This is a genomic window from Corynebacterium haematomassiliense, from assembly GCF_013978595.1.
Lineage (GTDB): Bacteria > Actinomycetota > Actinomycetes > Mycobacteriales > Mycobacteriaceae > Corynebacterium > Corynebacterium lehmanniae.
Genome location: NZ_JACDTZ010000001.1, coordinates 1076572 through 1102578 on the forward strand (window position 1 = coordinate 1076572; position 26007 = coordinate 1102578).

At 67.0% G+C, this 26007-nt stretch carries 29 protein-coding genes; 9 read left to right on the forward strand and 20 right to left on the reverse strand.

What is annotated here, in order from left to right; translation table 11 throughout:
* The first annotated feature begins 32 nt into the window (after window positions 1-32).
* Both H0193_RS05155 and H0193_RS05160 read left to right on the forward strand, forming a co-directional pair.
* Window positions 33-413 (forward strand): guanyl-specific ribonuclease, encoded by a 381-nt coding sequence (locus tag H0193_RS05155; protein ID WP_181888861.1) that lies wholly within the window; start codon window positions 33-35, stop codon window positions 411-413.
* A complete protein-coding gene (locus tag H0193_RS05160; protein ID WP_181888862.1) occupies window positions 413-670 on the forward strand; it encodes a hypothetical protein in 258 nt (85 codons plus the stop codon). Before H0193_RS05155 ends, H0193_RS05160 begins: the two co-directional genes overlap by 1 nt.
* A gap of 81 nt (window positions 671-751) precedes the next feature.
* Here H0193_RS05160 and H0193_RS05165 read toward each other — a convergent pair whose 3' ends face one another.
* The 3 genes from H0193_RS05165 to H0193_RS05175 are packed head-to-tail and all read right to left on the reverse strand — an operon-like array spanning window position 752 to window position 2623.
* Window positions 752-1102, reverse strand: coding sequence for a hypothetical protein (locus H0193_RS05165; protein ID WP_181888863.1), 351 nt, complete (start codon window positions 1100-1102; stop codon window positions 752-754).
* A gap of 2 nt (window positions 1103-1104) precedes the next feature.
* Window positions 1105-1563 carry a prevent-host-death protein gene (locus H0193_RS05170; protein ID WP_181888864.1) on the reverse strand — a complete coding sequence of 153 codons (459 nt, stop codon included), beginning with the start codon at window positions 1561-1563 and terminating at the stop codon, window positions 1105-1107.
* A 40-nt stretch (window positions 1564-1603) separates the two neighbouring features.
* Window positions 1604-2623: a DUF559 domain-containing protein gene (locus tag H0193_RS05175; RefSeq protein ID WP_181888865.1), complete on the reverse strand. Its 1020-nt coding sequence runs from the start codon at window positions 2621-2623 to the stop codon at window positions 1604-1606.
* 363 nt (window positions 2624-2986) lie between these two features.
* Between H0193_RS05175 and H0193_RS05180 the strand changes: the two genes are divergently transcribed.
* Genes H0193_RS05180 through H0193_RS05190 form a run of 3 tightly spaced genes read left to right on the forward strand, consistent with a single transcriptional unit; the run spans window position 2987 to window position 5866 of the window.
* The gene (locus H0193_RS05180; protein WP_181888866.1) at window positions 2987-4699 is read left to right on the forward strand and encodes a carbon starvation CstA family protein; all 1713 of its coding nucleotides are present in this window, start codon (window positions 2987-2989) and stop codon (window positions 4697-4699) included.
* On the forward strand, window positions 4683-4940 hold the full coding sequence (locus H0193_RS05185; protein ID WP_034998339.1) for a cory-CC-star protein: 258 nt from the start codon (window positions 4683-4685) through the stop codon (window positions 4938-4940). Before H0193_RS05180 ends, H0193_RS05185 begins: the two co-directional genes overlap by 17 nt.
* Window positions 4931-5866, forward strand: coding sequence for an ArsA family ATPase (locus H0193_RS05190; protein WP_181888867.1), 936 nt, complete (start codon window positions 4931-4933; stop codon window positions 5864-5866). Before H0193_RS05185 ends, H0193_RS05190 begins: the two co-directional genes overlap by 10 nt.
* 73 nt (window positions 5867-5939) lie before the next feature.
* On the opposite strand, the gene H0193_RS05195 is transcribed toward H0193_RS05190, so the two are convergent.
* Window positions 5940-7241: a deoxyguanosinetriphosphate triphosphohydrolase gene (locus H0193_RS05195; RefSeq protein WP_181888868.1), complete on the reverse strand. Its 1302-nt coding sequence runs from the start codon at window positions 7239-7241 to the stop codon at window positions 5940-5942.
* 20 nt (window positions 7242-7261) lie between these two features.
* Between H0193_RS05195 and H0193_RS05200 the strand changes: the two genes are divergently transcribed.
* On the forward strand, window positions 7262-9265 hold the full coding sequence (locus H0193_RS05200; protein WP_181888869.1) for a TPM domain-containing protein: 2004 nt from the start codon (window positions 7262-7264) through the stop codon (window positions 9263-9265).
* Window positions 9266-9283: 18 nt separating this feature from the next.
* On the opposite strand, the gene H0193_RS05205 is transcribed toward H0193_RS05200, so the two are convergent.
* From H0193_RS05205 to H0193_RS05215, 3 genes are read right to left on the reverse strand one after another with little or no spacing between them, the layout of a single operon-like run.
* Window positions 9284-9778: a hypothetical protein gene (locus H0193_RS05205; RefSeq protein WP_181888870.1), complete on the reverse strand. Its 495-nt coding sequence runs from the start codon at window positions 9776-9778 to the stop codon at window positions 9284-9286.
* Window positions 9775-10281: a hypothetical protein gene (locus tag H0193_RS05210; protein ID WP_181888871.1), complete on the reverse strand. Its 507-nt coding sequence runs from the start codon at window positions 10279-10281 to the stop codon at window positions 9775-9777. The genes H0193_RS05205 and H0193_RS05210 overlap by 4 nt, the downstream gene beginning before the upstream one ends.
* A 10-nt stretch (window positions 10282-10291) precedes the next feature.
* Entirely contained in the window at window positions 10292-11674 is a 1383-nt protein-coding gene (locus H0193_RS05215) for a glycine--tRNA ligase (RefSeq protein WP_181888872.1), read from the reverse strand.
* A gap of 169 nt (window positions 11675-11843) precedes the next feature.
* Between H0193_RS05215 and H0193_RS05220 the strand changes: the two genes are divergently transcribed.
* On the forward strand, window positions 11844-12326 hold the full coding sequence (locus tag H0193_RS05220; RefSeq protein WP_338026601.1) for an ArsR/SmtB family transcription factor: 483 nt from the start codon (window positions 11844-11846) through the stop codon (window positions 12324-12326).
* A 15-nt stretch (window positions 12327-12341) separates the two neighbouring features.
* Complete coding sequence (locus tag H0193_RS05225) at window positions 12342-12779, forward strand: Fur family transcriptional regulator (RefSeq protein WP_181888873.1); 438 nt, start codon at window positions 12342-12344, stop codon at window positions 12777-12779.
* Here the strand turns inward: H0193_RS05225 and H0193_RS05230 are convergent.
* From H0193_RS05230 to era, 3 genes are read right to left on the reverse strand one after another with little or no spacing between them, the layout of a single operon-like run.
* Complete coding sequence (locus tag H0193_RS05230; RefSeq protein ID WP_181888874.1) at window positions 12776-13501, reverse strand: isoprenyl transferase; 726 nt, start codon at window positions 13499-13501, stop codon at window positions 12776-12778. The genes H0193_RS05225 and H0193_RS05230 overlap by 4 nt on opposite strands.
* Before the next feature lie 9 nt (window positions 13502-13510).
* A complete protein-coding gene (gene recO, locus H0193_RS05235; RefSeq protein WP_181888875.1) occupies window positions 13511-14236 on the reverse strand; it encodes a DNA repair protein RecO in 726 nt (241 codons plus the stop codon).
* Window positions 14226-15209: a GTPase Era gene (gene era, locus H0193_RS05240; protein ID WP_181888876.1), complete on the reverse strand. Its 984-nt coding sequence runs from the start codon at window positions 15207-15209 to the stop codon at window positions 14226-14228. The genes recO and era overlap by 11 nt, the downstream gene beginning before the upstream one ends.
* A 139-nt stretch (window positions 15210-15348) precedes the next feature.
* Here era and H0193_RS05245 point away from each other — a divergent pair, with 139 nt between their 5' ends.
* A complete protein-coding gene (locus tag H0193_RS05245; RefSeq protein WP_181888877.1) occupies window positions 15349-16386 on the forward strand; it encodes an HNH endonuclease signature motif containing protein in 1038 nt (345 codons plus the stop codon).
* A 56-nt stretch (window positions 16387-16442) separates the two neighbouring features.
* Here the strand turns inward: H0193_RS05245 and pdxY are convergent, their stop codons facing one another.
* From pdxY to H0193_RS05295, 10 genes are read right to left on the reverse strand one after another with little or no spacing between them, the layout of a single operon-like run.
* Entirely contained in the window at window positions 16443-17294 is an 852-nt protein-coding gene (pdxY, locus tag H0193_RS05250; RefSeq protein ID WP_181888878.1) for a pyridoxal kinase PdxY, read from the reverse strand.
* Window positions 17295-17303: 9 nt separating this feature from the next.
* Window positions 17304-18368, reverse strand: coding sequence for a 2,3-butanediol dehydrogenase (locus H0193_RS05255; protein ID WP_181888879.1), 1065 nt, complete (start codon window positions 18366-18368; stop codon window positions 17304-17306).
* Window positions 18369-18425: 57 nt separating this feature from the next.
* Window positions 18426-19742 (reverse strand): CNNM domain-containing protein, encoded by a 1317-nt coding sequence (locus H0193_RS05260; protein WP_181888880.1) that lies wholly within the window; start codon window positions 19740-19742, stop codon window positions 18426-18428.
* A complete protein-coding gene (ybeY, locus tag H0193_RS05265; protein ID WP_181888881.1) occupies window positions 19739-20305 on the reverse strand; it encodes an rRNA maturation RNase YbeY in 567 nt (188 codons plus the stop codon). Before ybeY ends, H0193_RS05260 begins: the two co-directional genes overlap by 4 nt.
* Window positions 20302-21324, reverse strand: coding sequence for a PhoH family protein (locus H0193_RS05270; RefSeq protein ID WP_181888882.1), 1023 nt, complete (start codon window positions 21322-21324; stop codon window positions 20302-20304). Before H0193_RS05270 ends, ybeY begins: the two co-directional genes overlap by 4 nt.
* An 11-nt stretch (window positions 21325-21335) precedes the next feature.
* Window positions 21336-22034, reverse strand: coding sequence for a 16S rRNA (uracil(1498)-N(3))-methyltransferase (locus H0193_RS05275; RefSeq protein WP_181888883.1), 699 nt, complete (start codon window positions 22032-22034; stop codon window positions 21336-21338).
* Window positions 22031-23164 carry a molecular chaperone DnaJ gene (dnaJ, locus tag H0193_RS05280; RefSeq protein ID WP_181888884.1) on the reverse strand — a complete coding sequence of 378 codons (1134 nt, stop codon included), beginning with the start codon at window positions 23162-23164 and terminating at the stop codon, window positions 22031-22033. Before dnaJ ends, H0193_RS05275 begins: the two co-directional genes overlap by 4 nt.
* A 10-nt stretch (window positions 23165-23174) precedes the next feature.
* The gene (gene hrcA / locus H0193_RS05285) at window positions 23175-24188 is read right to left on the reverse strand and encodes a heat-inducible transcriptional repressor HrcA (protein WP_181888885.1); all 1014 of its coding nucleotides are present in this window, start codon (window positions 24186-24188) and stop codon (window positions 23175-23177) included.
* A gap of 9 nt (window positions 24189-24197) precedes the next feature.
* A complete protein-coding gene (hemW, locus tag H0193_RS05290; RefSeq protein WP_181888886.1) occupies window positions 24198-25316 on the reverse strand; it encodes a radical SAM family heme chaperone HemW in 1119 nt (372 codons plus the stop codon).
* Window positions 25317-25326: 10 nt separating this feature from the next.
* Window positions 25327-25995, reverse strand: a complete 669-nt coding sequence (locus H0193_RS05295; protein WP_181888887.1) for a hypothetical protein — start codon at window positions 25993-25995, stop codon at window positions 25327-25329.
* Window positions 25996-26007: the final 12 nt, after the last annotated feature.

A 26007-nucleotide genomic window follows, 5' to 3' on the forward strand; every position in this document is an offset into this window, starting at 1 on the left:
CGCTCACTCTAGCGCGTGGCACGATATTGCCCATGAAGCGCCTATCCGTCCTGCTCCCGTGCCTGTTTTTGAGCAGTTGCCTATCGACGCCACCTCCGGCCGAGCCTGCGTCCACTTCGGGGCTGCCCGCGTGCGGCTCGCTTCCCGACGAAGCCTGGGACACCGTCGACCTCATCGAAGCCGGCGGCCCCTTCCCCCACCCCGACAACGACGACCGACGCTTCGGCAACTACGAACGCATCCTCCCCGAGCAGCCGCGCAACTACTACCGCGAGTACACCGTAGACACCCCGGGCGTGCACCACCGCGGCGCGCGCCGCATCGTCACCGGCGGTGGCGGCGACGGCCACGTCGACGAGTGGTTCTACACCGCCGACCACTACGAATCCTTCTGCGAAATGGAGGTCAACTAATGCCCGCTGTGTTTGTGACGCGCCCGGTGCGCTCGATCGAGGACCTCGGCGCCGCCATCATCGCCGCCGTCTACGGCGTTGGTGCGTCGGAGGCCGCCGGCGCTCGCCCGGTGCCGCGCAACCTCGACGCGCTGGCCGACCTTTTGCGCGAGACCCGCGTGACACGTGTGGTGGTGACGGATTGGGGGATGCCGGAGGCGTCGATAGGCGGGCTGCTCGAGGTCCTCGCCGACGAAGGCGTCGAGCTTTCCCGCTAGACCCCTAGTAAGAAACCCCTATTAAGGCCCAAAATGGCGCATACTCGGGCTTTGTTACTAGGGGTTTGTGGGTGGGAGTGGCTACTTCGTCTCGTTCGGGTGGCTGGTGTGCACGGCCTCGAGGAAGACCGTGCGGTCATCGACATAGAACCAGATCCGCGCCGAGCCCTTCAGCGTCGGTTTGTGCTGCCACCGCTCGAACGAGCGCCCGCCGCGTTGCACGATCCCCAGCTCCCCCTTCAGCCGGTAGTTAGTGGAAGTGGTGGACGTCGGGGTCCTGGTGAGGAAATCCCATGCATCGGCCATCGGGTTCCGCATGGTCGCCACCAGGTCACGCCACCCCTTCTTCGCCCCGGACGAGGCGAAGCGGATGTCGTACTCGACCTTCTTTGCGGGGCGTGGGACCAGCTCCCCCTTCCTCCCGGCCGCCATCGTCAGGGCCGCTCCACTGGCTCACTGTCGTCGAGCCAGTCGGTTTCGACGTCTCCGAGCCCTGCCGCGATGGCGGTCGCAGTTTCCTTCCACGCGGTGAACTCGGCGAGGGCGAGGTGCGGTTGTTCGGTGGCGAAGGAGGCGCGTGCTGCGTCGATAAGCTCTTGCGAACATGATTCCCTGTCCGCCTGCGACAGCGCCAACATCCAGGGGAACGCTCGGGCCATTCGCTCGCTGAGGCTGCCGACGCCTTCCGTGGCGACGGTGACGAGTTGCGCCGCGAGCTCCAGCAGCTGTGCCCGCCCCTGCGCCTCCCGCGCTGACATGAGCACCAACGACTCCCCGTCGCGGCGCGTGACCGTGACCGGGTGCTTCTCCGCTTCGGCGAACACCTCGGCGGACCGCTTGCTCAAGTCGGATGAGCGGCGGGTGTGCGGTGGGGTTCCTGCTGCGAGTGTCATGACCCTGAGAGTATTCGGAATGTGTTCGGAAGTCGAGGGGCTAGGGTCTGCTTAGCATGTCGACGGCCTCCTGCAGGTCCGGCGGCAGCGCCACGGCGCGCCCCGGGCCGGTCGGCGTGTAGGCCTTCGGCTTGACCTGCACGGGCAGCAGGCTCCGGGCACCGGGCCAGGCGTTGCGGATGCGTTGGATCAAGTCGGCTTCGTCGCCCCAGAAGTCCTCGGTGTAGAAGTGCAAGACCTTGTAGCCGCGCTCGGCGAGCCAGTCATCGCGCACACGCTGCTTGCGCAGTACTTCGTGGGGAACGTCTTCGTACTTTTCCCAGCCGTCGACCTCCACGACGAGGTTGTCGCCGATGAGGAAGTCCACCCGGTACCGCCCGATCGCCGCCTGGGTGCGGTACGGGACCCCGTGGGCATCGAGGATCAGGCGCAGGAGGGATTCGTAGGGCGAATCCGAAAGTCTGCTGGCCAGCGGCAACGCTTTCCGGGCATTGGCGATCCCTTTCGTGCCGGCCAGACGAGCGATGGTGGCGCGGAACTGGTGCAGCAGTTCCGCGTAGAGGTGGTCGCCGTGGCCGGAGAGCACGCTGTCTATCGCTATGACGCCTTCGCGCACGCCGCGTTCGCGGGCAATGTCGACGGCGGTGCGGATCGCGTTGGTGTAGCGCACGGGCCCGTCGTGGATGATGTCTGTTTCCGGGATTTTCCGGTGGCGGTACTCGTACCCGGTCCAGCTACCATTGATGGAGGCTGGGCGGCCGTTGGGCACCGCGAGTGTGACGGGCTCGTTGCGCGCGATGGTCCAAACGCCGTTGAGCCGCGCGGCCGAGCAGTCGACGAGCACGGCTTTCCTGCTCTGGCATCCCGCTGCGTAGCACCTCAGGAAGGCTTTCTCGTACTCCTTGAGCCTCTTCCACGTCTCGGCGCAGAAGTACATCGACTTGGTCAGCTGCGCCAGCTCGCCTTCACTGATGCGCCGGTGCGTCTCAGTGTCTGCGGACGACACCCTCCGCACGTCGACCAGCTTTTCCCGCAGCTCTTTCTTGCGCGTGTCTTTCATTAGTCCCCCCTTGACCAGTTACCCCGCTGCGGAGACTACCGCAGGCGCGTTGTTCTTGCCGGGTTTCGGGTCCGGCCGCCGGGGCCGCTCGGTGCCCGGCCCCTGCCCGCTGCCCCAAACCCCTAGGAACAAACCCCTAGTAAGGCCGAAAATCGGGCATTCTCGGGAGAGCTTACTAGGGGTTTGCGGGAATCAGGCGGGATTGGGGTGGGATACAGGGTGGAGCCCGCGCGCCGGCGCCACACACACCAAGCGCACCGAAGAATAGAAACCCCTGAGAAACCCCTAGGAAAGTGTCGTGTGCCATAATCCCAACCAATGTGACACAGACCATGTGAAGCACGACACGATCGGAGAAGACCCATGAGCTCGCTCATCCTGGTGCTCGTCGGCCTGGCGATGATGGCTGCCGGCTACCTGCTGTACTCGAAATTCCTGGGCAAACGCGTCTACAAGCTCTCGGACGCGTACACCACCCCCGCGCACACGATGGAAGACGGCGTGGATTTCGTCCCCACGAACAAGTACGTCCTGTGGGGCCACCACTTCACCTCCGTGGCGGGCGCGGCACCGATCATCGGCCCGGCCGTCGCAGTCATCTGGGGGTGGGTGCCGGCGTTTCTGTGGGTCACGCTCGGCACCGTGTTCTTCGCGGGGATGCATGACTTGGGGGCGCTGTGGGCGTCGCAAAGGCATCGCGGGCAGTCAATCGGCACGCTGTCCGGCCGCTATATCGGCGCGCGCGGGCGCAACCTGTTCCTCGTGGTGATTTTCCTGCTGCTGCTCATGGTGAACACGGCGTTCGCGGTGGTCATCTCGAACCTGCTGATCTCCACGCCGACGGCGGTGATCCCGACCTGGGGCGCGATCGTCGTCGCGCTGCTGATCGGCCAGGCCATCTACCGTTTCAACTGGAACCTGCCGCTGGTGTCCATCGTGGGTGTCGCGGCGCTGTACGGGCTGATGATCCTGGGCGACCAATTCCCGCTCGCCCTGCCGGAGACGATGCTGGGTATCCCGGACCGCGGCTGGTGGATCATCTTCTTGTTCACTTATGCCTTTATCGCTTCGCTGCTGCCGGTGTGGGTGCTGCTGCAGCCGCGCGACTACATCAACGGCCTGCAGCTGTTCGTGGGCCTGATCATCCTCTACGGCTCGTTTTTCATCGTGCGCCCGGAGATTGTGGCGCCCTCGCTTCGCGACGCCGTCCCCGACGGCACCCCCGGCATCTTCCCGCTGCTCTTCGTCACCATTGCCTGTGGCGCGATCTCCGGCTTCCACGGCGTCGTCGCCTCGGGCACGTCGTCGAAGCAGCTGGACAAGGAGACGGACGCGCGCTTCGTCGGCTACTTCGGCGCGGTCGGCGAGGGCCTGCTCGCACTTGGCACGATCGTGGCCACCACCGCCGGCTTCAAGTCGCTGGCGACGTGGGAGGAGATCTACAACGAGTGGAACGCCGGCGGCGTCGATGCGTTCATCCAAGGCGGCGGCGACCTCATGAACGAAGGCCTGGGCATCCCGACCTCCCTGTCCGCCACCATCCTGGCCACCATGGCCGTGCTGTTCGCCGCCACCACGATGGACTCCGGCATCCGCCTGCAGCGCCTCGTCGTCGCGGAAATGGCGGAGCTGGCCGGCGTGAAGCTCTCCGGCGCGGTGGCCACCATCATCGCGGTGGGCTGCGCGCTGGGCCTGACGTTCTCCATGGGCCTGGACGGCTCCGGCGGCATGCTGATCTGGCCGCTGTTCGGCACCACCAACCAGCTCATGGCGGGCCTGACGCTGTCTGTCGTGGTGATCATCCTGACGCAGCTGCGCCGCCCGACCTGGCCGGTGCTGATCCCGCTGGTGTTCGTCACCGCCATGTCACTGTGGGCGGCGGTGCTGCAGCTGCGCACGTTCCTCGAGGCGGGCAACTGGCTGCTCCTGGTGCTGGACGTGATTATCATCTGCTGCGCCATCTGGGTCATCGTCGAGGCGTTCACGGCGATCACGAAGTCGCGCAAAGAACCGGCTGTGACCTGGCGCGACGATGAGACGATTCCGGGTGAATTGGCGGATGCGCGAACGTCTTAAAGCAATTGCCCGCGGCCTCGACGAGTTCTACAAAGCCCCCTACCGCCGCGAATTCGCCCGCGCCGCGCGCGAGGAGGACGACCTGTTCACCCTGCTTGTCGCCTCGGAGACGCTCGGCATCCCCAACCCCGCAAGCTTCTACACCCTCGAACTGATGCCATTGCTTTACGACGAATTCCACGCCTGGCACACCCGCATGGGCATGGAGCGATCCCCGCTGGACGGCGTCCGATGCTGCTAGCGCCCGCGCCCGTGATGTTCTTCGGCGGCAAGGGCGGGGTGGGCAAAACCACCGTCTCCGCCGCAACCGCGGTGCGCCTGGCCGAGGCCGGCCGGCGCGTGCTGTTGGTGTCCACGGATCCGGCGCACAACTTGGGCCACATCTGGGACGCGCAGCTTTCCGACGCCCCCACGCCACTCGAGCCCAACCTCGACGTCGTGGAGCTCGACCCCGCCGCCACCACCGAGCGGCACCTTGCGGACGTGGAGCGCTCCATGCGGGCGATAATGCCGGAGCGCATGCACCCCGAGATCCGCCGCCACCTGGACCTGGCGCGGCACTCGCCCGGCATGCATGAGGCGGCGATGTTGGAGGCGGTGGCGGAGCTCGTCGATAGGCCTGGCTACGACCACATCATCTTCGACACCGCGCCTTCCGGCCACACCTCGCGCCTGCTCGCGCTGCCGGAGCTGATGGCCGCGTACACCGGCGGGCTGATGCAGCGGCGCGAGCAGTCCGACAAGTTCTCCCGCGCCGTCCGCGGCCTGGGCGGCACGGTCGACGACCCCGTCGAGCGCCGCAACCAGGAAATCCGCGCCACGCTGCTGCGCCGCCGTCGCAAGTTCGAGCGCCTGCGCGACATCCTCACCGACCCCGCGGCCTGCGCGTTTCACATCGTGCTCACCGCGGAGCGCCTCCCGGTCCTTGAGAGCTGCGAGCTTTACGACGACCTCACGTCCAACAGCATCCGCGTCGGCTCGTTGGTGATCAACCGCCGCAGCCCCGCCGATGCCGGCGAGTTCATGGCCTCGCGCCGCGCCGTGGAGGACTCCGCGCTCTCGCTGCTCGACTCGCAACTTCCCGACGTCCCCCGCGTCGAACTGCCCTGGCTCCCCGGCGAGATCGGCACCCGCGCCGCGCTCGCCGCCATCGCCGAGCGGTTGTAATAAAGAAACCCCTCCACAGCCATGCCGTTAAAACGGGGGACCACTACGGGAGGGGATTACAGCGCCTACCTTACTAGAAGTACCCCTCGAAGGCGGCGGCCTTTTTAGCGGTGCGCTCCAAGCGCGACTCGGTCATGGACGCGATCTGGTCCACGATCACGCGCTCGCGCTCCAGGTCCGTCTCGGCGGCGATGAACCACGCCTGGAACATCGTGTCCAGGCTGCCCGGCGCGCCGGCGCGGAGGTACTCGTGGACGCGGTAGATGCGGTCGCGCTGCCGGTCCTGGCGCGCCTGGTGCGACGGCTGGTCCATTACATACAGCACGGCGACGGTCTTGAGCAGGCGGACCTCGGCCTCCACGTCCGGTGGGACGACGAGGCGCCCGTGCTGGCGGCCCAAGCCGAGGCCAGGCGCGCCGGAGGTCGCAGCGCCAGGCGCGTCCGCGAGGGCGCGGTTGCCATCGTCCTCGCGGGTGGCGCGGGTGACGGCGCCGACGTAACGTCCCACCAGCTGCGACGTCAACGCCTTCAGGCCGGCCCACGCGCTAAGCGTGTAGTCGAACTCGGCGGCCGCGGCGATGGCGGGCAGGGAGCGCAACCGATCGGCGGCGTCCACAAGCGAATCGGCGTCGCCGCCGAACGCGTCCGCGCCCTTCTCGGCCAACGCGGCGAGTTCGACGAAGTCCCACAGCACGCGCAGGGACACGCGCCCGGAGACGATGCCGTCTTCGACATCGTGGACGGAGTAGGCGATGTCGTCGGAAAAGTCCATCACCTGCGCCTCCATCGGCGGTGCCCCATCGGTATGCCCCTCGCGCAGCCACGCCAACACGCCAGCGTCCTCGTCGTAGGCCGAGTACTTCCGGTTCACCGAACCGTCCGCGTTCGTGCGCGTCAGCGGGTACTTCACGGCCGCGTCCAATGATGCGCGGGTGAGGTTGAGGCCGAAGGACGTGCCGTCGATAAGCACTTTGGGCTCCAGGCGCGCAAGGATCCGCAACGTCTGCGCGTTGCCCTCGAAGCCGCAGGGTGCGACCTCGTTGAGCGCGACTTCGCCGTTGTGGCCGTACGGCGGGTGCCCGATGTCGTGGGTGAGCCCGGCCATCTCGCACAGATCGGGGCTCAAGCCCAGGCCCTCGCCGATGCCGCGCGAGATCTGCGCGACCTCCAGCGAGTGCGTCAGGCGCGTGCGCGGGGTGTCACCGTCGCGGGGGCCGACCACCTGCGTCTTGTCGGCGAGGCGCCGCAGCGCCGCGGAGTGCAGCACGCGGGCGCGGTCGCGGGCGAAATCCCCGCGTGAATCCGGGGCGAGTTGCGCGCCCTTCGGCGCCTCGTCGGCGCGGCGCTGCGTATCGGCGGCGTTGTAAACGTACACGTCGCGCTACCCTAGTCGGCATGACTAGCCGTTACTTGCGCATCCTCGCCGTGTCCGGCGGCCTTTTTGTCGCCGCCGCACCCAGCTTTGCGACGGAAGCTCCGCCCACCCTCATCCAGGCCCAAGCAACCGCCACCAAGGCATCCCTCGAGCCGGGGCGGCTGACGCAGCCGGTGACCGACGACGCCGCAGTGCTCTCCGCCGACGAACTGGCCGAGATCGAAGGCGCGATCCAGGAGGTCAGCAAGACCCAGGGCAAGTCCGTGCGCGTGGTGTTCCTGCGCTCCTTCGGGCAGTACACCCCGCCCGAATGGGTGGACAAGGCCGTCGCTGCGAACGGCTCCAACACCGCCGTGCTGGCGATCTCGCCGGATGAGCGGCTGTATAACGTCGGCGGCGGCGAGGAGTGGACCCAGTCCGAGATCGACCGCATGAACTCCGCCGCGCACGCCCAGCTGTCCGAGATGAACTGGTCTTCGGCCGCGTTGAATGCGGTGAATGCGGTGGCGGGCGGGAGCTCGTCGTCAGGCGATGGCGCAGGCTGGCTCGCGGGCGGCCTAGGTGTCGCGGCGCTGGCGGGCGGCGGCGTGTACGCGGCGACGCGCAAGGGCTCGAAGAAACAGCAGGCCAAACAGATCGAGTCCGCGAAGGCCCTCGACCCGGCGGACACCGACTCGCTGGGACGCCTGCCCACGCCGACGCTGGAGGAGGTCGCGCGCGACGCGCTGGTCTCCGCCGACGACTCGATTACCCAGGGCAAACAGGAGCTCGAGCTGGCCACCGCCGAGTTCGGCGCGGACCGCGTGCGCCCGTTCACCTCCGCGATGAACGAGGCCACCACCACCCTGCAGCGCGCGTTTGCCACGCACCAAAAGCTTTACGACGCCATCCCCGAAACCGAACCCGAAAAACGCGCGATGCTGGTGGACATCATCTCCTCGTCCGGCCGCGCGGAGCAGGCGCTGCGCGACAAGACGACCGAGTTCAACGAGATGCGCGGCGTGCTCATGCGCGCGCCCGAAGAGGTGGAGAAGGTCCTCGCGCGCACCGTGGACATCCGGGCGCGCCTGGAGCCCGCGCGAGCGACGTTGGCGCAGCTGCAGGGCGAGTACCCGGCGCAGATTCTGGAGTCCATCGTGGACAACGTGGACCTGGCCGAAGCGTCGTTGGACGAGGCGGAAAAGGCCCTCGGCGAAGCGCGCACGCTTGCCGACAAGCCGGCCGGGCGCCAGGGCGCGCTTTTGGACACGCTGGCTTCCGCGACCCGCGCCGTGAACGTCTCCGACACCAACCTCGCCGCCATCGAGCACGCAGAGGACAACATCCGCGCCGCGAAGGCCAACCTGCCCGCGCTGATCGACGAGATACGCGGCGAGCTGCGCGAAATCGAGCAGGTCAAGGGTGCTCGTGCACAGGGCGCGCGTATCGACGTCACTTCGCTCGACACCGTTGCCGCCAAGGCCCAACGCATGCTGGGCGAAATCGGCGACCGCGACCAGTCCGACCCGCTGGCCCTGTACCAGGAGCTGACCAGCATGGACGCCGAAATCGACGCCGCGCTGGACCGCGCGAAGGGCATCGCCGGCGACCAGTCCCGCGCGCTGCAGCTTTTCGACCAGCAAATGCAAGTCGCCGGCGCCCAAATCCAGCGCGCCGAGGACCTGATCCTGTCGCGCGGCCGCATCATCGGCTCGCACGCGCGCACCCTGCTGGCGGAGGCGAAGCGCCAGTACGCGCAGGCCCACCAGCTGCGCGTGCGCGACACCCGCGCCGGCATCGACGCCGCACGTGCCGCCACCGCCACCGCGCGCCGTGCCGAGGCCGCCGCGAACGACGACCTGCGCCGCTACCAGGCCCAGCGCAACCGCCAGACCGCCGACTCGCTGGCCAGCGCCGTGCTGTGGGGCTCGGTGCTCTCCGGCGGTTTCGGCGGTGGCGGCGGAGGCTTCGGTGGCGGAGGCGGTTTCGGCGGGGGCGGCGGCTTCTCCGGCGGGCGCCCCTCCAACCGCGGCGGCACCTTCTAGGCGGCGCCGCGGGGGTGCTCAGTAGCGCGTGCGGCGGGCGGGCGCGTCGACGAAGGTCAGCGCCCAGGACATGAAGGCGAGGTCCACGAGCTGGATCTCGTCGAACCCGTCGGCGCGAAGGGTCGGCTCCGCCACGTCGACGCCCAGCTCGCCGGACGGGAAGCCCCGGGTCACGGCGATGAGCTCGCCGGCGCCGTCGCGGATCTCGCGCTTCGGGGTGATCGCGCCCGACAGCAGGTCAAAGCCCGAGCGGTTCAAGGTGTAGCGGCGGCCGGCGCAGTCCGCGGCGTAGCGCGACACCGTAAACCCAGCCTTGCGCAGCAGGTATTCATCCGACGTCGCGATGTCGAAGGCGCGGAACTTCGCCGGGTTATCGGACGTGATGCGAAGCACGGTGGCTGTGTCCGAGGTTGCGGCGCGAGGGGAAGCGCCGGCAAACACCGTGACGGTGTCGGGGGTGGATTCGGCGATGGACCTTTGGTCGTCGATAAGCGAAGCTCCCTGCCAAATCACAGCACTGCCACCACCACGACAAACAGCGACAGGAACACCAGCGTGGCAATCAACGCGGTGGAATTGGCCATCTTGCGGGCCTCCAGCACGCAGCGCGACAGCCACGCCAGGCCGGCAACCTGCACGGGCGACAGATGGGTCTCCCCCTCGAACTCGAGGATGGCCTTGCGCACCCCGTTGTGGTCCTGCGTGAACTGGGCGACTTTCTCGCCGTCCGGGCCTTCGACCACCCAGTTCTTGGACGTCTCCGGGATCAGGGCGAAGGAGGTGCCGTCCACGACAGCGTCGATGCGCTTGGCGCGCTTCAAACTGTCGGAGGTGCGCACGATCTCCTCACCGCCGCACGTGGCCAGTGCGCCCGACTCGGCGTGCGCCGTCAGATCCCAGCTCTGGCCGCACACAATCGCGCGGTCGTGCTCGAACACGCCGAGGACGTCCGGGCCGTCCTCCGCCAAAAGCTTCGGCGCGTCCCGGTTCGAGCGATCCCAGCTCACATAATGCATGAGCGAGAATCTAGCAGCCGATCAGGCGGGCGGCCAGGTAAGACTCCAGCTCCGCCAGCGGCACGCGTTCCTGCTCCATCGTGTCGCGCTCGCGCACGGTGACGGCTTGGTCTTCCAGGGTGTCGAAGTCGTAGGTGACGCAGAACGGGGTGCCAGTCTCATCCTGGCGGCGGTAGCGGCGGCCGATCGCGCCGGAGGTGTCAAAGTCGACGTTCCAGTGCTGGCGCAGCTTCGCCGCGAGCTCCTCGGCCGGGCCGGACAGTTCCGGCTTCTTCGACAGCGGCAGCACGGCCACCTTCACCGGGGCGAGGCGGCGGTCCAGGCGCAGCACGACGCGGGTGTCGGTGCCGCCCTTGGCGTTGGGGGCTTCTTCCTCGTCGTAGGCGTCGATGAGGAACGCCATCATCGCGCGGCCCAGGCCTGCGGCCGGCTCGATGCAGTACGGGATCCAGCGCTCGTTGTTCTCCTGGTCGAAGTAGCTCAGGTCCTCGCCGGAGGCCTCGGCGTGGGTCTTCAGGTCATAGTCGGTGCGGTTGGCCACGCCCTCGAGCTCGCCCCACTTGGAGCCGGTGAAGCCGAAGGCGTACTCAATGTCCACGGTGCGCTTGGAGTAGTGGGAAAGCTTCTCCTGCGGGTGCTCGTAGAGGCGCAGGTTGTCCGGGTTGATGCCCAGGTCGACGTACCAGTTGTAGCGGTTGTCAATCCAGTACTCGTGCCACTTCTCGTCCTCGCCGGGCTTGACAAAGAATTCCATCTCCATCTGCTCGAACTCGCGGGTGCGGAAGATGAAGTTGCCCGGGGTGATCTCGTTGCGGAAGCTCTTGCCGGTGTTCGCGATGCCGAACGGGGGCTTCATGCGTGACGACGTCATCACGTTCTTGAAGTTCACGAAAATGCCCTGCGCGGTCTCCGGGCGCAGGTAGTGCAGGCCTTCCTTGTCGTCCACGGGGCCCAGGTAGGTCTTCATCAGGCCGGAGAACGACTTCGGCTCGGTCCAGTTGCCGGGCTGGCCGGTTTCCGGGTCGTTGATGTCCGCGAGGCCGTTTGCCGGCGGGTGGCCGTGCTTCTCCTCGTAGGCTTCGAGGAGGTCGTCGGCGCGGTAGCGCTTGTGGGTGTACAGCGACTCCACGAGCGGGTCGGTGAACACCTCGACGTGGCCGGAGGCCTCCCACACGCGGGTGGGCAGGATGACGGAGGTGTCCACACCGACGGTGTCGCGGCGGGACTGCACCATGTGCTTCCACCACTGGCGCTTGAGGTTTTCTTTCAGCTCCACGCCGAGCGGGCCGTAGTCCCACGCGGAGCGGGTTCCGCCGTAAATCTCGCCGGCCGGGTACACCAGTCCGCGGCGCTTGCACAGGTTAACGACGGTCTCAATCTTTGATGCGGGCATCAACATCTCCTGGTGGGAAAGTGCGTGCAAAGTACGCAAAACAGCATAGCCCGCCTTACGACGCCTCCGGTCACCCGCCCAGTTTGGACATAAGTCCCACTCTGTTTAGGCATTCTTGTATTCTGAACGAATCATCTGTTTCCCATTGGCGCTGAGGAAAGGGGACGCCGTGAGCGAACGTTACGTTTTGGCGGACCTTCCAAAGCTGGCGGACGAGGACGTGGACCGCACTGCCGCGCTCGTCAAAGTGTTGGACTCGAAAACCCGGCTGGAGATTCTGCTGCTTCTGGCCGAGGAAGAGAAGGTCGTCCACCAGCTGGTCAACGAGTTGGAGAAGTCGCAGCCGCTGATTTCCCAGCACTTGCGGGTGCTGCGTTCGGCGGGCCTGGTGTCGTCGTCGCGCAAGGGCCGCGAGGTGCTCTACGCGCTGGACCAGCCGGACATCATCGGCATCATCCACGAGCTGGCGTCGCTGGAGAAGCTCACCGAGGCGCAGGACGAGCTGGCGCAGCTGCGCAAACGCAGGCGCAACCGTGACATCGGCCATGCCAGCGGCTCGAGCGGCGCGGCGATCGTCGACCCGCCTGCCACGGTGCGTCCTGAAGTGGATCCCGGCCTCGCCCCGCAGACGCCAAAGCCTGTGCGCGACTAGCTAGACTGCAATGGTATGACGCAAACGAACCGCCGGGCGCAATCCCGCCCCGTGCCCAAGCTGGGCCCGCGAATGACGCGCCAGCGCGCCGCCGTCGTGGAGACGTTGCGGGGGCTGGACAAGTTCGCGTCCGCGAAAACCATCCATGAGCAATTGCTTGCCGACGGCGCGTCCGTCGGCCTCACCACCGTCTACCGCACCCTGCAATCGCTTGCCGAGGTCAACGCCGTGGACGTGCTGCAGTCCCCCGACGGCGAGACCCTCTACCGCGACTGCTTATCCGGCCACCACCATCACCACCTGGTGTGCACCGAGTGCGGCCGCAGCGAGGAAATCGAGGGCGGGCCCGTGGAGAAGTGGGCCGAGGTCATCGCCTCGCACTACGGCTACGAGCTGGTCGGCCACGACGCCGAAATCTACGGCGTGTGCCGCGCCTGCCAGGCCAAGCGCTAGTTAGCGAACTTGTCCACCGCGCCGCCGAAACGGCGGTCGCGCTTGGCGTACTCGAGCACCGCGTCCCAGAGGTCTTCCTTGGTGAAGTCCGGGAACAGCACGTCCTGGTACACCATCTCCGCGTACGCCGACTGCCAGATGAGGAAGTTCGACGTGCGCTGCTCCCCCGACGGGCGCAGAAACAGGTCCACGTCCGGCATGTCCGCGCGGTACAGGTAGCGGGCGATGGTTTTTTCGTCGACGGTGGACACGTGAGCGTCGATAAGCTTTTGCACCGCATCTGTGATCTCCGCACGCCCGCCGTAGTTGACGCACATGGCAAGCGTGAGGCCGGTGTTGTTTTTGGTCAGCTCCTCGGCGACCTCGAGTTCCTCGATGACGCTGCCCCACAGCTTCGGGCGGCGCCCGCACCACACCACGCGCACGTTTTTGGCGTGCAGCTCGTCGCGCTGGCGGCGCAGCACCTCGCGCGTGAAGTTCATGAGAAAGTGCACCTCGGAAGGCGAGCGCTTCCAATTTTCCGTGGAGAACGCGTACGCCGAGAGCCATTCGACGCCGCCGAGCTCGATGCACGCGTCGACGGCCTCCATGAGCTTCTCCTCACCCACCTTGTGCCCCTCGGTGCGCTTGAGGCCGCGGCTTTGCGCCCAACGGCCGTTGCCGTCCATCACCAGCGCGATGTGCTTCGGGATGAACTTCGTGTCAATTCTCGGTGCGCCCATGGGCGTCAATTATGCCTGCTCCATAATCTTGAAGCTTTTCAGCCCGGTCTCCAGGTTGAATTGCAGGTGCGCGACGGTTGCGCGGTGAATCTGCGCCACGCGTATCGACGGCACTTCGCTGCCCCTCTCCATCAGCCACATCTCGTGCAACGTTTCGGGGTGGACGTCCATGGAGCCCGGCGGGCGGCAGTTGTTGCACACCGCCCCGCCGACCGTGGCGTTGAACGCCTTGTGCGGGCCGGGTACCCCGCAGTTCGCGCAGTTGAAGAGGCTTAAACCCCAGCCGGCGTGCTCGGTGGCCTGCAGGATGAACGCGTCGAGGACCATCGTGGGGTGCTGCTCCGTTTGCAGGTTGCGCAGCGCGTCCTGAACCAGGGCGAACAGGGTGGGGTCCGCTTCTTCGAAGCTGAGCTTTTCCGCCGTCTCCATCACGGCGCAGGCGGCGGCGTAGCGGTCGAAGTCGTCGATGATGCGGGCGCCGTAGTAGGTGACGGTGTCGGCGGAAGCGATCGTCGAGAGGCCTCGGCCCGGGTAGATCAGCGCGTCGACCTCCACGAACGGCTGCAGCCGTGAGCCGAAGCGGCTCTTCGCCTTGCGCACCCCCTTGGCCACGCCGCGGATAAGTCCGTGGTTCTTTGTGAGCAGGACGACCACCCGGTCCGCCTCCCCAAAATCGTAGGTGCGCACCACGAACGCGCGGTCGCGCCAGTTCGGGCGCGGGGCTTTAGAAGCCAAGCCGGCCCAGCGCCTTCGGGTCCTGCTGCCAGTTCTTCAGCACTTTGACGCGCACGTCCAGGTAGACGTTTTGCCCGGTCAGCTCGATGATCTGCTTGCGGGCGCGGTGCACGATGCCGCTTAAGCGCCGTCCGTCCGGGCCCTCGATGATGCGTTTTTGGCCCGGGCGCTCCAGGTAGAGCACGGCGTAAATTTTGACGCGGCGGTCCTCCTGGATCATCTCGTCAATTTGGACGGCGACGGAGTGCGGCAGCTCGTCGCGAAGCCCCCGCAGCGCTTCCTCGCGGATGAGCTCCGCGATGCGCGTCTCCGTGTCCTCGTCCGTGGTGTGGTCCTCGGGGTAGAAACGCGGGCCTTGCGGGAGCTTATCGACGAGCACGTCAAGCAGCGTGTCGATTTGCACCTGCTGGGTGGCCGACACCGGCACCAGCTCCGCGTCCTGGCCCAGCAGCTCGTGCAGCTCCAGCAGGCGCTCGCCGACCGTGTCCTTGCCGGTCTTGTCCAGCTTGGTCACGATGCCCACGATCGGTGTGTTCGGCTTGGTTTCGCGGATCTGCTCCAGGATGTAGCGGTCGCCGGGGCCGATCTTCTCGTCCGCAGGGACCGTGAAACCGATGACGTCCACGTCGGCGAAGGTGTCCTTGACCACGTCGTTGAGACGCTCGCCCAGCAGCGTGCGCGGGCGGTGGATGCCCGGGGTGTCCACCACGATGACCTGGGCGTCGGGGCGATTGATCACGCCGCGGATCGGGTGACGGGTCGTCTCCGGCTGATCCGCCATAATCGCGATCTTCTCCCCCACCAGCGCGTTCGTCAGCGTGGACTTACCGGTGTTCGGGCGGCCCACAAAACTGACGAACCCCGACCTGAAGCCCTCCGGGGTGTCAGTGAAGCCGCCGGCGTCGGCGCGCTCGAAATCGTTCGCGCTGGCCTCTGCGGGCAGATCGTCCGGGAAATCGGGGAAGTCGTTCATGGCCTGGGATTCTACCTGTCAACCCCTGAGTGGTTTCGCTGTGGACAACTGTGTTGCGGCGGGGGCTTTTGGCGGGGGTTATCCACAGATTTTGATTTGGGTCTGGTGTTGGGGGTTGCGCTGGCTTAGCTTTCGGGCCATGAACTTCACCGACTTTGTTTCCGCAGGCGTTTCTGTGCTCGCCGACTTCGACCGCGACGTAGCTATGGCCGCCGGCCTATCCACCAGCCGCGTACGCGACCTGGCGCGGGTGCACCACGCGTATTACGGCCCGACCCAGTTCACCCGCAAACAACGCGACGCACTCGCCGCCGCCGAGGGGTTACCTGTGGACCAACTCGTGCACATCGAGAAAAAGTTGCTCGCCGTCGAAGGCGCCGCCGAACGCTGGCGCATTAGGTTGGATTTGGTGCGCCACCGCGGCTCGTACAGGGCGTTGACCAAGCGCATCAAACGGCTGATCAAACAACCCGTCAAACCAGCCCCACCCTCGTGCAAGTTTTCCCGCTCGAAGGCAGGGATGCGCACCATGATCCTGACCTACAACGAGCGCGACCTCGCCGATTTGGAGCACCTGCTGCGACAACTCATCGACGCCGACGACCCCGCAGCCGCCCAAATGGCCCACACCCTCATCGGGATCCTGCGCGACGGCAAAGGGGTACCGAAGGCGAACTTCCGGCCGATCATTCTCGTGCCGATCGCCGACTGGGCCCGCATCCAATCAGGCCACGCAGACGAAGTCACGCTCATCTGCACCGACGGCACCACCATGACAGGCGCCGAATACATGGAGCACGAATTCGGCGACATACTCGAAGTCGCCGCGTTCCACCCCCAGGAAGGCCCCGTCAACCTGTACTACGGTAAGCGCTGCGCCAACCCGAAGCAGAAAGTCATGTCGAAGCTGCTCTGCCCGGCGTGTGCGTTTCCGGACTGCAAACACTCCGCCGAGACCACCCAAACACACCACATCAACGCGTGGCGCTACGGGGGAATGACCAACATGGACAACCTCGCCGAACTGTGCCCCTTCCACAACGGGGTCAACGCCGACAACAGGCAAGGCCCGTTCGGCTACATCGACAACCCCAACGCCCGCATCCACTGGGTCGCACCCAACGGCACACGCGTCCCAATGACCACCCCGGGCGCGATGGAACTGCTCTTCGACTAACCACACACCGAAAACCCGCCCCAAAAGGGCGGGCACATCGGCATGCCTGAAAACGGTTAGAGGGCCTCGACCTCGAACTGGAGCTGCGGGTTGGCGTAGTAGTCCTGCGCCTCGACGAGCTTGAGCTCCTGCGAGTCTGCCTCGAGGGTCACGCGCAGCAGGTCGAACACAGACGACGCCGTCTTGGCCAGCGCGTCCTTCGCGTCGCGGCCGCGGAGGTAGTGCCCGGTGAACAGCGCCGCGGTGACGTCGCCGGAGCCGTTGCGTTTAAACGGCAGGCGCGGGGTGCGCACGATCCACTTGCCGTGGTCGTCGACGGCGATCATCTCGATGGCGTCCTCAGGCGTCTCCGGGCGCTTTACCGAGGTGACCAGCACGGTGGACGGGCCCATCTCGCGGGCGGCGTCGACGGCGGCGAGGGTGGAATCGAGGTCGGTAACGTCGCGCTCGGTCAGGTACCCCAGCTCGAACTGGTTCGGGGTGATGATGTCGGCGGCCGGCACGATCGTTGAGCGGAACAGCGGCGGGATCGAATCTGCGACGAAGCAGCCGGATGTCGCCGAACCCATCACCGGGTCGCAAGTGTAGATAGCGTCCGGGTTCTCCGCCTTGATGTCGCGCACGGTGCCGACGATCACGTCGGCGATTTCGGGGGAAGCCTGGTAGCCGGTGAGGATGCCGTCGATGAGCGGGAATGCGCCGCGGTCGCGGATGCCGCTCAGCACCGCGGCGACGTCGTCGGCCGGAATGATCGGCCCGCCCCACGCGCCGTAGCCGGTGTGGTTGGAGTAGTTCACGGTGTTCACCGGCCACACTTCGTGGCCGATGCGCTGCAAAGGAAAGACCGCTGCCGAGTTGCCAACATGGCCATACGCGACAGCGGACTGGATGGAGAGAATGTTGCTCATACGAGCATTTTAGAGCTCCGGCGACACCAGGATCTTCACGGCGGTCTCATTGCGGTTGATCAGGGTGTCGAAGCCCTCGTCGACGACACCGTCGAAGCCGATCTTGCCGGTGATGAACGGCTTGAGGTCGACCTTGCCCTCCTCGACGAGCTTGATGGTCTGCTCGTGGTCGTGGGCGTAGCCAATGATGCCGCGGATGGTCAGCTCCTTCATCACCACGGCGTGGATGTCCAGCTCGGCCTTCTTGGACCAGATGGACTCGACGACCAGGGTGCCTTTGAGCTTCAGGCAATCGACGAGCTGGTCGAGCACGACGTTGACGGAGGTTGCCTCGAAGGCCGCGTCGACGCCCTTGCCGTCGGTGATCTTCAGGATTTCTTCCTTCAGGTCCTGCTTGGACGGGTCGATGGCGTGGTCTGCGACGCCGGCGTCGAGGGCCTTCTGGCGACGCAGCTCGGACAGCTCGGAGACGACGACGGTGCAGCCGTATGCCTTTGCGACGGCAGCCGTGAGCACGCCGATCGGGCCAGCACCGCCGACCAGAACCACGTCGCCCTCGCCGGCCTCGGAGGCGGAGAATGCGTGGTGGGCGACGGACAGCGGCTCGATGAGCGCGGCCTCGTCCAGCGGCACGTCGTTCTTGATCGGGTGGACCCAGCGGCGCTGCACCGCGATCTTCTCGGACAGGCCGCCGCCACCGCCGGCAAGGCCGATGAAGTTGACGTCCGGGTGGAGGTTGTACGGGCCCGGCTCCTTCGGGTCGACATCGTCGGGAAGCACGTACGGCTCGACGACGACATGCTGGCCGACCTCAAGGTCGTCCACGCCCTCGCCCAGTGCCGCGACGACGCCGGAGAACTCGTGGCCGAGCGTGACCGGCGGCTCCTCGCCGGTGATCGGGTGCGGGTGGCCCGGCTTCGGGCAGAAGATCGGGCCTTCCAGGTACTCGTGGAGGTCGGTACCGCAGATGCCGCACCAGGCGATGTCGATGAGCACCTCGCCCTTGCCCGCCTCTGGGGCGTCGATGTCCTCGACGCGGATGTCCTTCTGGCCGTAGTAACGTACAGCGCGCATGTGAAGCTCCTCTCGGTGGAAACCTGCTTACGTGCACAATTCTACCGAAAAGTAGGACTAATCGCCGTGGAGCGGCTCTGTGGCCTCCGCCACCGAGACGAGCACGGTGCGGGTCTTCACCCGGCCGCGGCGGTCGCGGCCGCCCTCGGCGGTGTAGCGCACCCCGTCGCGCAGAATCGACGCGCCCGGCAGCGGCACGCGCCCCAGCTCATACGACAACAGCCCCGCCACCGTGTCGACGTTTTCCGTGACGTCCTCGGCGTACTCCAGCTCGTAGTCCAGGTTGTCGGCGAGGTAATCCACCAAATCATCCAGCGGTAGGCGCGCCTGGACGCGGAACACGCGCGGCTCCACCTCGGTGATCGGCGCTTCCTCGTCCTCGTCGTACTCGTCGGTGATTTCGCCGACGATCTCTTCCAGCAGGTCCTCCATGGTTAAAAGGCCGGCGACGGTGCCGTATTCGTCGATAAGCATGGCGATGTGCGTGTTCGACTGCTGCATCTCTTTGAGCAGCACGTCCAGCGGCTTCGAGTCCGGGATGAACAGCGGCTCGCGCATGAACTCCGTAATCAGCGTGGCGGGGTCGATCGGGGTGCCGCGGTCGGTGAACATGTCCTTCAGGTACGCGATACCGACGATCTCGTCGACGCTCTCCCCGATCACCGGCACGCGCGAATGGCCGGAACGCACCATGAGCGCGGTGGCTTGGCGCGCGGTTTTCTCGCCTTCGATCCACACCATCTCGGGCCGCGGCACCATGACCTGGCGCGCGTAGTTGGACGCGAGGTCGAAGATGTTCTGGATCATGCGGCCCTCGGTGGTTTCCACCACGCCCTTTTCCTGCGCGACCTCGACCATCTCGCGCAGCTCGATTTCGGTGGCGTACGGGCCGTCGCGGAAGTCCTCGCCGGGGTGGAACAGGTTGCCCACCCAAATCAACAGCTTTGCGACGGGCCCGAGCACCGTTTGGAACACCCCCAGCCCCTGGGCCGCCTTCAGCGAAATGGTGTAGGGGTTGCGCTTGCCCGCGGTGCGCGCGAACACCCCGACGATGGAAAATTGCAGCAGCGTGACGACGATCACCGCCACCGCGATCGCCCACCCGTCGGAGTCCAGCAGATCCATCGCGAGCATCGCGGCGGTGACGGACGCGACGACATCCAGCACGGTCTTGACCAGCACGAGCGTGTTGACGTGGTTCGCGCGGTGATCCACCACCCGCAGCAGCGCCTCCGCGCCCGGGGTGTCGTCTTTGACCATGCCCTCGACGCGGGCGCGCGAGATCGGGGCGAGCGCGGACTCGATGGAGCCGAGCAGGCCGGACAACAGCAGCGCGGCAACGGTGACGGCCGCGTAGACGAAGGTCAGCGTCACTCGATGCCCTTCATCAGCTTGTCCAGCTCGTCGCGGTCCGCGGCCGATGGGAAGGCGTGCGCGCCGGTCGGCTTCGGCTGGTACTCCACGCCGCGGCGGGCAAGGTCGTCGTACCAGTCCGCCAGGATCTCGTTCTGCAGCGCGAACATCTCGCGCTCGTCTTTCGGCTCGATGTGGTCGTAGCCCAAAAGGTGCAGCACGCCGTGGACGGTGAGCAGCGCCATCTCGTGCGCCAGGTCGTGGCCGGCCATTTCGGCCTGCTTGCGGTCGTAGGCCGGGCACAGGATGATGTCGCCGAGCATCGCCGGGCCGGGCATGTCCGCGTCGGGGCGGCCGCCGCCGGGGGTGAGCTCGTCCATGGGAAAGCTCATCACGTCCGTCGGGCCCTCCAGGTCCATCCAGCGCACGTGCAGGTCAGCCATCGTGGCTTCGTCCACGAGCGTGATGGTGGCTTCGGTTTCAGGGTGGACGTCCATGGAGCGCATGGCGAACGACGCGACGTCGATAAGCATTTGCTCATTGACCTCCGCCTCGCCGGACTCATTCAAGACTTCAATGCTCACTGGTTTGCCTCCGCTTCCCGCTCGGCCTCGATCGCCTGCTGGCGCTTCTCGTAGCGCAGGGCGTTCTGCGCGTCGTGACGGTCGTACGCTGCGACGATGCGCGAAATCAGGTGGTGGCGCACCACGTCGCCGGCGCCGAGCTCCTGGAACGAAATGTCGTCGATGTCCGCGAGGATGCGCCGCGCCACACGCAGGCCGGAGACGGTGCCTCGCGGCAAGTCCACCTGGGAGGTGTCGCCGGTGACCACCATCTTCGAGCCGAAACCGAGGCGCGTGAGGAACATCTTCATCTGCGCGCCGGTGGTGTTCTGCGCCTCATCCAGGATGACAAACGCGTCCGACAGGGTGCGACCGCGCATGTAGGCCAGGGGCGCGACCTCGATGATGCCGGCCTCGATGAGCTTCGGGATCGCTTCCGGGTCCATCATGTCGCGCAACGAGTCGTACAACGGGCGCAAGTACGGGTCGATCTTGTCCGAGAGCGTGCCGGGCAAGAAACCGAGCTTCTCGCCCGCCTCCACCGCCGGGCGGGTCAAAATGATGCGCTTGACCTCTTTGTTCTGCAGCGCCTGGACCGCCTTCGCCACCGCGAGGTACGTCTTGCCGGAACCGGCGGGGCCGATGCCGAAGGTGATGGTGTTCTCGTCGATCGCGTCGACGTACGCGCGCTGGCCGGCCGTCTTCGGGCGGATGACCTTGCCGCGGCGCGAGATGATCTCCTCGCCGAGGATGTCCGCGACGGCACCGGGCGCCTCGGCCTCCATGATGCGCACCGCCTGGATCACCGTGTCCACCCCCAGCGGCACACCGCGGCGCGCCATGGACTCCAGCTCCTCGACGACGCGCAGCGCGTGCGCCGCCTGCTCCGCGTGCCCCTTGACGGTCAGCTCGGTGCCGCGGGCGTGGAAGCCCACCCCGAGCTGGTCCTCTAGAACCCGCAGGTTGTCATCGTTGATTCCCAGGACGGACTGTGCGTACGCCGAGTCGAGTTCGACCTTGCGCGTCACCATTTCTTCCATGGGGGCCAACCCTACCAGCGGGAGGTCAACGCCCCGATGGCGCAAAGCCCCGCGAACGCCGCCGAGGCGGTGCGCAGCACCTCGGGCCCGAGCTTCACCGGGCGGGCGCCCAGGATTTCCAGTTCGTCGTCGCCGATGCCGCCCTCGGGCCCGACGATCAGCCACACGTCCTCGCCGAAGTCGACGTCGCGGATGGAGTCGGTGGCGTCCTCGTGCAGCACCAGAGCGTGGCGCTCCTGCAGCAGCTCGGACAGCTGGTTCGTCGTCACCGGGTCGCGCACCTCCGGCACCCACGCGCGCCGCGCCTGCTTCGCGCTGGAAAGCGCCTGCGCGCGCCACTTCTCCACCTGCTTGGCCTGCTTGTTCGCCGGCCACCGCGCGATCGTGCGGTGCGAAATCCACGGCACAATCGCATCAGCCCCGGCCTGCACCGCCAGGTCCACGGCGAGCTCCGCGCGCTCGCCCTTCGGCACCGCCTGCACCACCGTCACCCGCGGCGTGGGTTGCGGCACAAACTGAAGCTTCTCGACGACTCCGTCAACCCGACCAGCCCCCACCGACGTGACGCGGGTGAGCGCGGTGGACCCTTGGCCGTCGATAAGCATGATGTGCTCGCCGGGTTGGATGCGCTTGACGTGGGCGTGCTTGGCTTCGGCGCCGGTGAGCGTGCCGGCGGCGGGGTCGTCGGTGAGGAAGTACGGCAGGCTCATCGGCGGAAACGGTCGCGCATGCGGGAGAAGAAGCCCTCGCCGTGCTCGTCGGACTCGACGTGGACCTCCGGGTTGTCCGGGTGGCCGTCGCGGAGGTCCTGCAACGCGGCGCGCTCGTCGTTGGTCAGGGCGGTGGGCACGGTGACCTGGACGTGGGCGATCATGTCGCCGGCGCCCTCGGCGCGCAGCCGCGGCATGCCCTCGCCCTGCAGGTGGATGGTGTCGCCGGGCTGGGTGCCGCCGGGCACCTCGATGACGGTCTTCTCGCCGGCGAGGTTGTCCACGCTCAGCTCGGTGCCGAGCGCTGCATCGTACATCGGCACGGTCAGGCGCACGTGCAGGTCGTTGTTCTCGCGCACGAACACCGGGTGCGGTTTGACCTGCACCTCCACGTAGAGGTCGCCGGCGGGGCCGCCGCCGTGGCCGACCTCGCCCTGGTCCGCCATGCGGATGCGCATGCCGGAGTTGATGCCGGCCGGGATGTTCACAGTCAGATCGCGGGTGGCGCGCACGCGGCCGTCGCCGGCGCACTGGGTGCACGGGTCCTTGATCACTTCGCCGTAGCCGTGGCAGGTGGGGCACTCGCGGGTGGTCATGACGTTGCCCAAGAACGACTGCTGCATCTCCTGGACCTGGCCGGCGCCGCCGCAGGTGCCGCAGGGCACCGGCTTCGCCTCGGTCTTGGACCCGGTGCCGTGGCACTTCTCGCACAGCACAGCGGTGTCCACGGTGACGTCCTTCTTCGTGCCGGCGAACGCCTCCTCCAGGGTGATGGCGGTGCGCAGCAGCGCGTCGTTGCCCGGCTGCACGCGCGAGCGGGGTTGGCGGGCGCCACCGCCGCCGAAGAACGCCTCGAAGATGTCGCCGAGTCCCCCGCCGCCGAAGCCGCCCGCGCCGCCCATGCCGCCGCCGGCCTCCATCGGGTCGCCGCCGCGGTCGACGATTGCGCGCTTCTGCGGGTCCAGCAGCACCTCCTGCGCCGCCGCGATCTCCGCGAACTTCTCGGCGGCCTCCTCGGACGGGTTCACGTCCGGGTGGTACTTGCGCGCCAGCTTGCGGTACGCCTTCTTAATCTCCTGCTCGGTGGCTTCCCGGTCCACGCCGAGGATGCCGTAGTAATCGCGAGCCATAACTTCCCTTCTATTCGCCCCGCAGAATGCGGCTGATGTAGCGGGCCACGGTGGCAACCTTCTGCATGGTACCGGGGTAGTCCATGTGGGTCGGACCCACTACCCCGAGGCCGCCGAGTGCCTCGTCGCCCGAGCCGTACGCTGTTGTAATAATCGAGGCGCGCGAAAATTCCTCGTCCTCGTTCTCGCGCCCGATGCGCACGCTCACCCGCTCGAGCTCCTGCGCGCCGGCGAGCAGTTTCAGCACCACCACCTGCTGCTCAAGCGCGTCGATGACGCCCTGCAAGCCTCCCGACGGCACGACCAGGTTCGACGAGCCGGCGATGATCAGCCGGTCCGGCGCGGCGTCGACAAGCGTGGTGATCAGCACTTCTGCCGCGCGTGAGGTGGGGTCGGCGAGGTGGGGCGGAGCTTTCGTCGATAGGCGAGAAAGCGCCTCCGAGGCGTCGCGCATGGTTTGGCCCACCAGGGCCTCGTTCAAAAGGTCGCGAAGCAGGCGCACCCCGTCCGGCCCGATCGGCGCCGAAAGCTCCACGTTGCGCTGGTCCACGCGCCCGGCGTCCGTGATCAGCACGAGCAAAAGCCGCGTCGGGGTCAGCTCCACCACCTCGCAGTGCTTCACGCGCGAGACCGTCAGCGTTGGCAGCTGCACCACCGCCGCCTGATTGGTCAGCTGCGCGAGCAGCTGCACGGAGCGGTGCAGCACGTCCTCCATGTCCACGCCGTTTTCCAAAAAGTCCAAAATGGCGTGGCGTTCGGCGGCGCTCAACGGCTTGACGTCGTGCAGCGCGTCCACGAACGCGCGGTAACCCGCCTCAGTGGGGATGCGGCCGGACGAGGCGTGGGTCTGCGAGATGTAGCCCTGCTGCTCCAGCACCGCCATGTCGTTGCGGATCGTCGCCGAGGACACCCCCATCTTGTGCCGCTCCACCAGCGATTTCGACCCCACCGGTTCCTGGCTTGCAATGTAGTCCGCCACGATCGCGCGCAGCACCGCTTGGCGCCGCTGGTCCGCAGTACCCATTACGCCTCCTTACTCGGCTGCCAGGATATCGGTGATGATGCCGTCTGCAAGCAGCCGGCCCTTGTCGGTCAGCCGCAGCCTGTCGCCTGCCTGAAGCAAGCCAGCATGCACATGCCTATCGACGACCTCCCGTGCCCCCGCCCCGACCCAATCTGACGGGATCCCTTCTTTCAGCCGCAGGCCGAGCATGACTGCCTCGGTGTGGGCCTCTGTTTCCGTGATGGGTTCAGTGTCCTGGATGGGCAGCGCGCCGTCGGCAAGCAACTGTGCATACTTTTCGGGGCGCTTGACGTTGAAGAAACGCTCGGAAGCGATGAAGCTGTGCGCGCCCGGGCCTGCGCCCCACCACTTACGGTTGCGCCAGTAAATGAGGTTGTGGCGGCACTCGCCGCCCGGTTTGGCCCAGTTGGAGACCTCGTACCAGTTATAGCCGTGGTCGGCGAGGGTGTCTGCGATGATCTCGTAGCGGTCGGCGTAGACGTCCTCCTGTGGCGCCGGCAGCTCGCCGCGGCGGATCTTGCGGGCCATGGCGGTGCCGTCCTCGACGATGAGCGAGTAGGCGCTGACGTGGTCGACGTCCGTGGCCAGGATGGCGTCGAGGGTGCGGCGGACGTCGTCGTCGGTTTCGGTGGGGGTGCCGTAGATCATGTCCAGGTTCACATGCTGGAAGCCGGCGGCGCGGGCCTCGCGGGCGGCGGCGACGGCGCGGCCCGGGGTGTGCTGGCGGTCCAGCACCTTGAGCACCGGCGTGGAGGCGGACTGCATGCCGAGTGAGACGCGGGTGAAGCCGGCGTCCAGCAGGCCGGCGAAGTAGTCGGGGCTGGTGGATTCCGGGTTGGACTCGGTGGTGACCTCCGCGCCGGGGTTCAGGCCGAAGGTGTTGCGGACGGCGTCGAGGATGCGTGCGAGGCCGTCTGCGCCGGGCAGCGACGGGGTGCCGCCGCCGATGAACACCGTGTCGGCTTTGGGCAGGCCGCGGGCGGCGGCGAGCTCGAGTTCTTTCTCGAGCGCGTCCAAGTACTGGGCGTGGGAGGAATCCACCTCGGTGGGTGTGTAGGTGTTGAAGTCGCAGTACCCGCAGCGCGTGGCGCAAAACGGGACGTGGACGTAAACGCCGAAAGAATCCATGGCCCTAAGGCTAGGCGCCGCGGCGGGAGCGCTTCGCGGCGACCTTGGCCACGATCCGGTCGATGCGGGCGCGCTCCTCCAAAAACTCCGGCGGGTTGGACCCGCGCATGGTGCGCACGAACGCCGGGTGGTCCACGCAGACGGTTTCCACCCAGCCCATCACGGCCTTCTCGACGATTTCGCCGACGCGCGCGTACATCTGCGGCAGCGACACCACGCCGAGCTCCCGGGCGACCATGTCGGTCTGCTCCAGGCAATACGACACGATCTCGCCGAGGTGCTGCACCACCAGGTCGGTGCGGCCGGTCAGCGCGTCCTGCATGGTCTGCACCGAGAACGGTGCTTGGAGGGGGAAGAGGTCGTTCAGGCCGGAGGCGTCGAGAAGCTCGGGCTCCGGAATGCGCTCCTCCGGTTTCGCGCCAGCGGACAGGTGGCCGGCGGCGCGGCCGGAGGTCAGCGCCTGGCGCAGGCCGATCAGCTCAGCGACGACGCGGCGGGCGTCCTGGCGGGCGTCGTCGACGATCTCGACGAACTCGGCGAGACAGTCCTCAGTGAGCTCCCCGTCGTAGTCCGCGATCGCCTCGGCGAGGTGCTCGGTGTACTCCGCCACCTCGTCGCCGATGTTGTAAATCTCCTGCGTGAGCTCGCGGTGACGCAGCACGGCGGCAGTCTTGTGCATCGCGAGCCCTCC

What these genes read in the sequence shown, in the direction of transcription:
- H0193_RS05275 (WP_181888883.1), bottom strand. Translation starts at nt 22,034, where the DNA reads ATGAGCCTGCCGTACTTCCTCACCGACGACCCCGCCGCCGGCACGCTC.
- H0193_RS05180 (WP_181888866.1), top strand. Translation starts at nt 2,987, where the DNA reads ATGAGCTCGCTCATCCTGGTGCTCGTCGGCCTGGCGATGATGGCTGCC.
- H0193_RS05175 (WP_181888865.1), bottom strand. Translation starts at nt 2,623, where the DNA reads ATGAAAGACACGCGCAAGAAAGAGCTGCGGGAAAAGCTGGTCGACGTG.
- H0193_RS05230 (WP_181888874.1), bottom strand. Translation starts at nt 13,501, where the DNA reads ATGGGCGCACCGAGAATTGACACGAAGTTCATCCCGAAGCACATCGCG.
- hemW (WP_181888886.1), bottom strand. Translation starts at nt 25,316, where the DNA reads ATGGATTCTTTCGGCGTTTACGTCCACGTCCCGTTTTGCGCCACGCGC.
- H0193_RS05190 (WP_181888867.1), top strand. Translation starts at nt 4,931, where the DNA reads ATGCTGCTAGCGCCCGCGCCCGTGATGTTCTTCGGCGGCAAGGGCGGG.
- era (WP_181888876.1), bottom strand. Translation starts at nt 15,209, where the DNA reads ATGAACGACTTCCCCGATTTCCCGGACGATCTGCCCGCAGAGGCCAGC.
- H0193_RS05165 (WP_181888863.1), bottom strand. Translation starts at nt 1,102, where the DNA reads ATGGCGGCCGGGAGGAAGGGGGAGCTGGTCCCACGCCCCGCAAAGAAG.
- H0193_RS05200 (WP_181888869.1), top strand. Translation starts at nt 7,262, where the DNA reads ATGACTAGCCGTTACTTGCGCATCCTCGCCGTGTCCGGCGGCCTTTTT.
- H0193_RS05155 (WP_181888861.1), top strand. Translation starts at nt 33, where the DNA reads ATGAAGCGCCTATCCGTCCTGCTCCCGTGCCTGTTTTTGAGCAGTTGC.
- H0193_RS05270 (WP_181888882.1), bottom strand. Translation starts at nt 21,324, where the DNA reads ATGGAAGAAATGGTGACGCGCAAGGTCGAACTCGACTCGGCGTACGCA.
- H0193_RS05295 (WP_181888887.1), bottom strand. Translation starts at nt 25,995, where the DNA reads ATGCACAAGACTGCCGCCGTGCTGCGTCACCGCGAGCTCACGCAGGAG.
- H0193_RS05185 (WP_034998339.1), top strand. Translation starts at nt 4,683, where the DNA reads ATGCGCGAACGTCTTAAAGCAATTGCCCGCGGCCTCGACGAGTTCTAC.
- H0193_RS05170 (WP_181888864.1), bottom strand. Translation starts at nt 1,563, where the DNA reads ATGACACTCGCAGCAGGAACCCCACCGCACACCCGCCGCTCATCCGAC.
- dnaJ (WP_181888884.1), bottom strand. Translation starts at nt 23,164, where the DNA reads ATGGCTCGCGATTACTACGGCATCCTCGGCGTGGACCGGGAAGCCACC.
- pdxY (WP_181888878.1), bottom strand. Translation starts at nt 17,294, where the DNA reads ATGAGCAACATTCTCTCCATCCAGTCCGCTGTCGCGTATGGCCATGTT.
- H0193_RS05215 (WP_181888872.1), bottom strand. Translation starts at nt 11,674, where the DNA reads ATGCCCGCATCAAAGATTGAGACCGTCGTTAACCTGTGCAAGCGCCGC.
- H0193_RS05255 (WP_181888879.1), bottom strand. Translation starts at nt 18,368, where the DNA reads ATGCGCGCTGTACGTTACTACGGCCAGAAGGACATCCGCGTCGAGGAC.
- H0193_RS05210 (WP_181888871.1), bottom strand. Translation starts at nt 10,281, where the DNA reads ATGCATTATGTGAGCTGGGATCGCTCGAACCGGGACGCGCCGAAGCTT.
- hrcA (WP_181888885.1), bottom strand. Translation starts at nt 24,188, where the DNA reads ATGGGTACTGCGGACCAGCGGCGCCAAGCGGTGCTGCGCGCGATCGTG.
- H0193_RS05225 (WP_181888873.1), top strand. Translation starts at nt 12,342, where the DNA reads ATGACGCAAACGAACCGCCGGGCGCAATCCCGCCCCGTGCCCAAGCTG.
- H0193_RS05245 (WP_181888877.1), top strand. Translation starts at nt 15,349, where the DNA reads ATGAACTTCACCGACTTTGTTTCCGCAGGCGTTTCTGTGCTCGCCGAC.
- H0193_RS05160 (WP_181888862.1), top strand. Translation starts at nt 413, where the DNA reads ATGCCCGCTGTGTTTGTGACGCGCCCGGTGCGCTCGATCGAGGACCTC.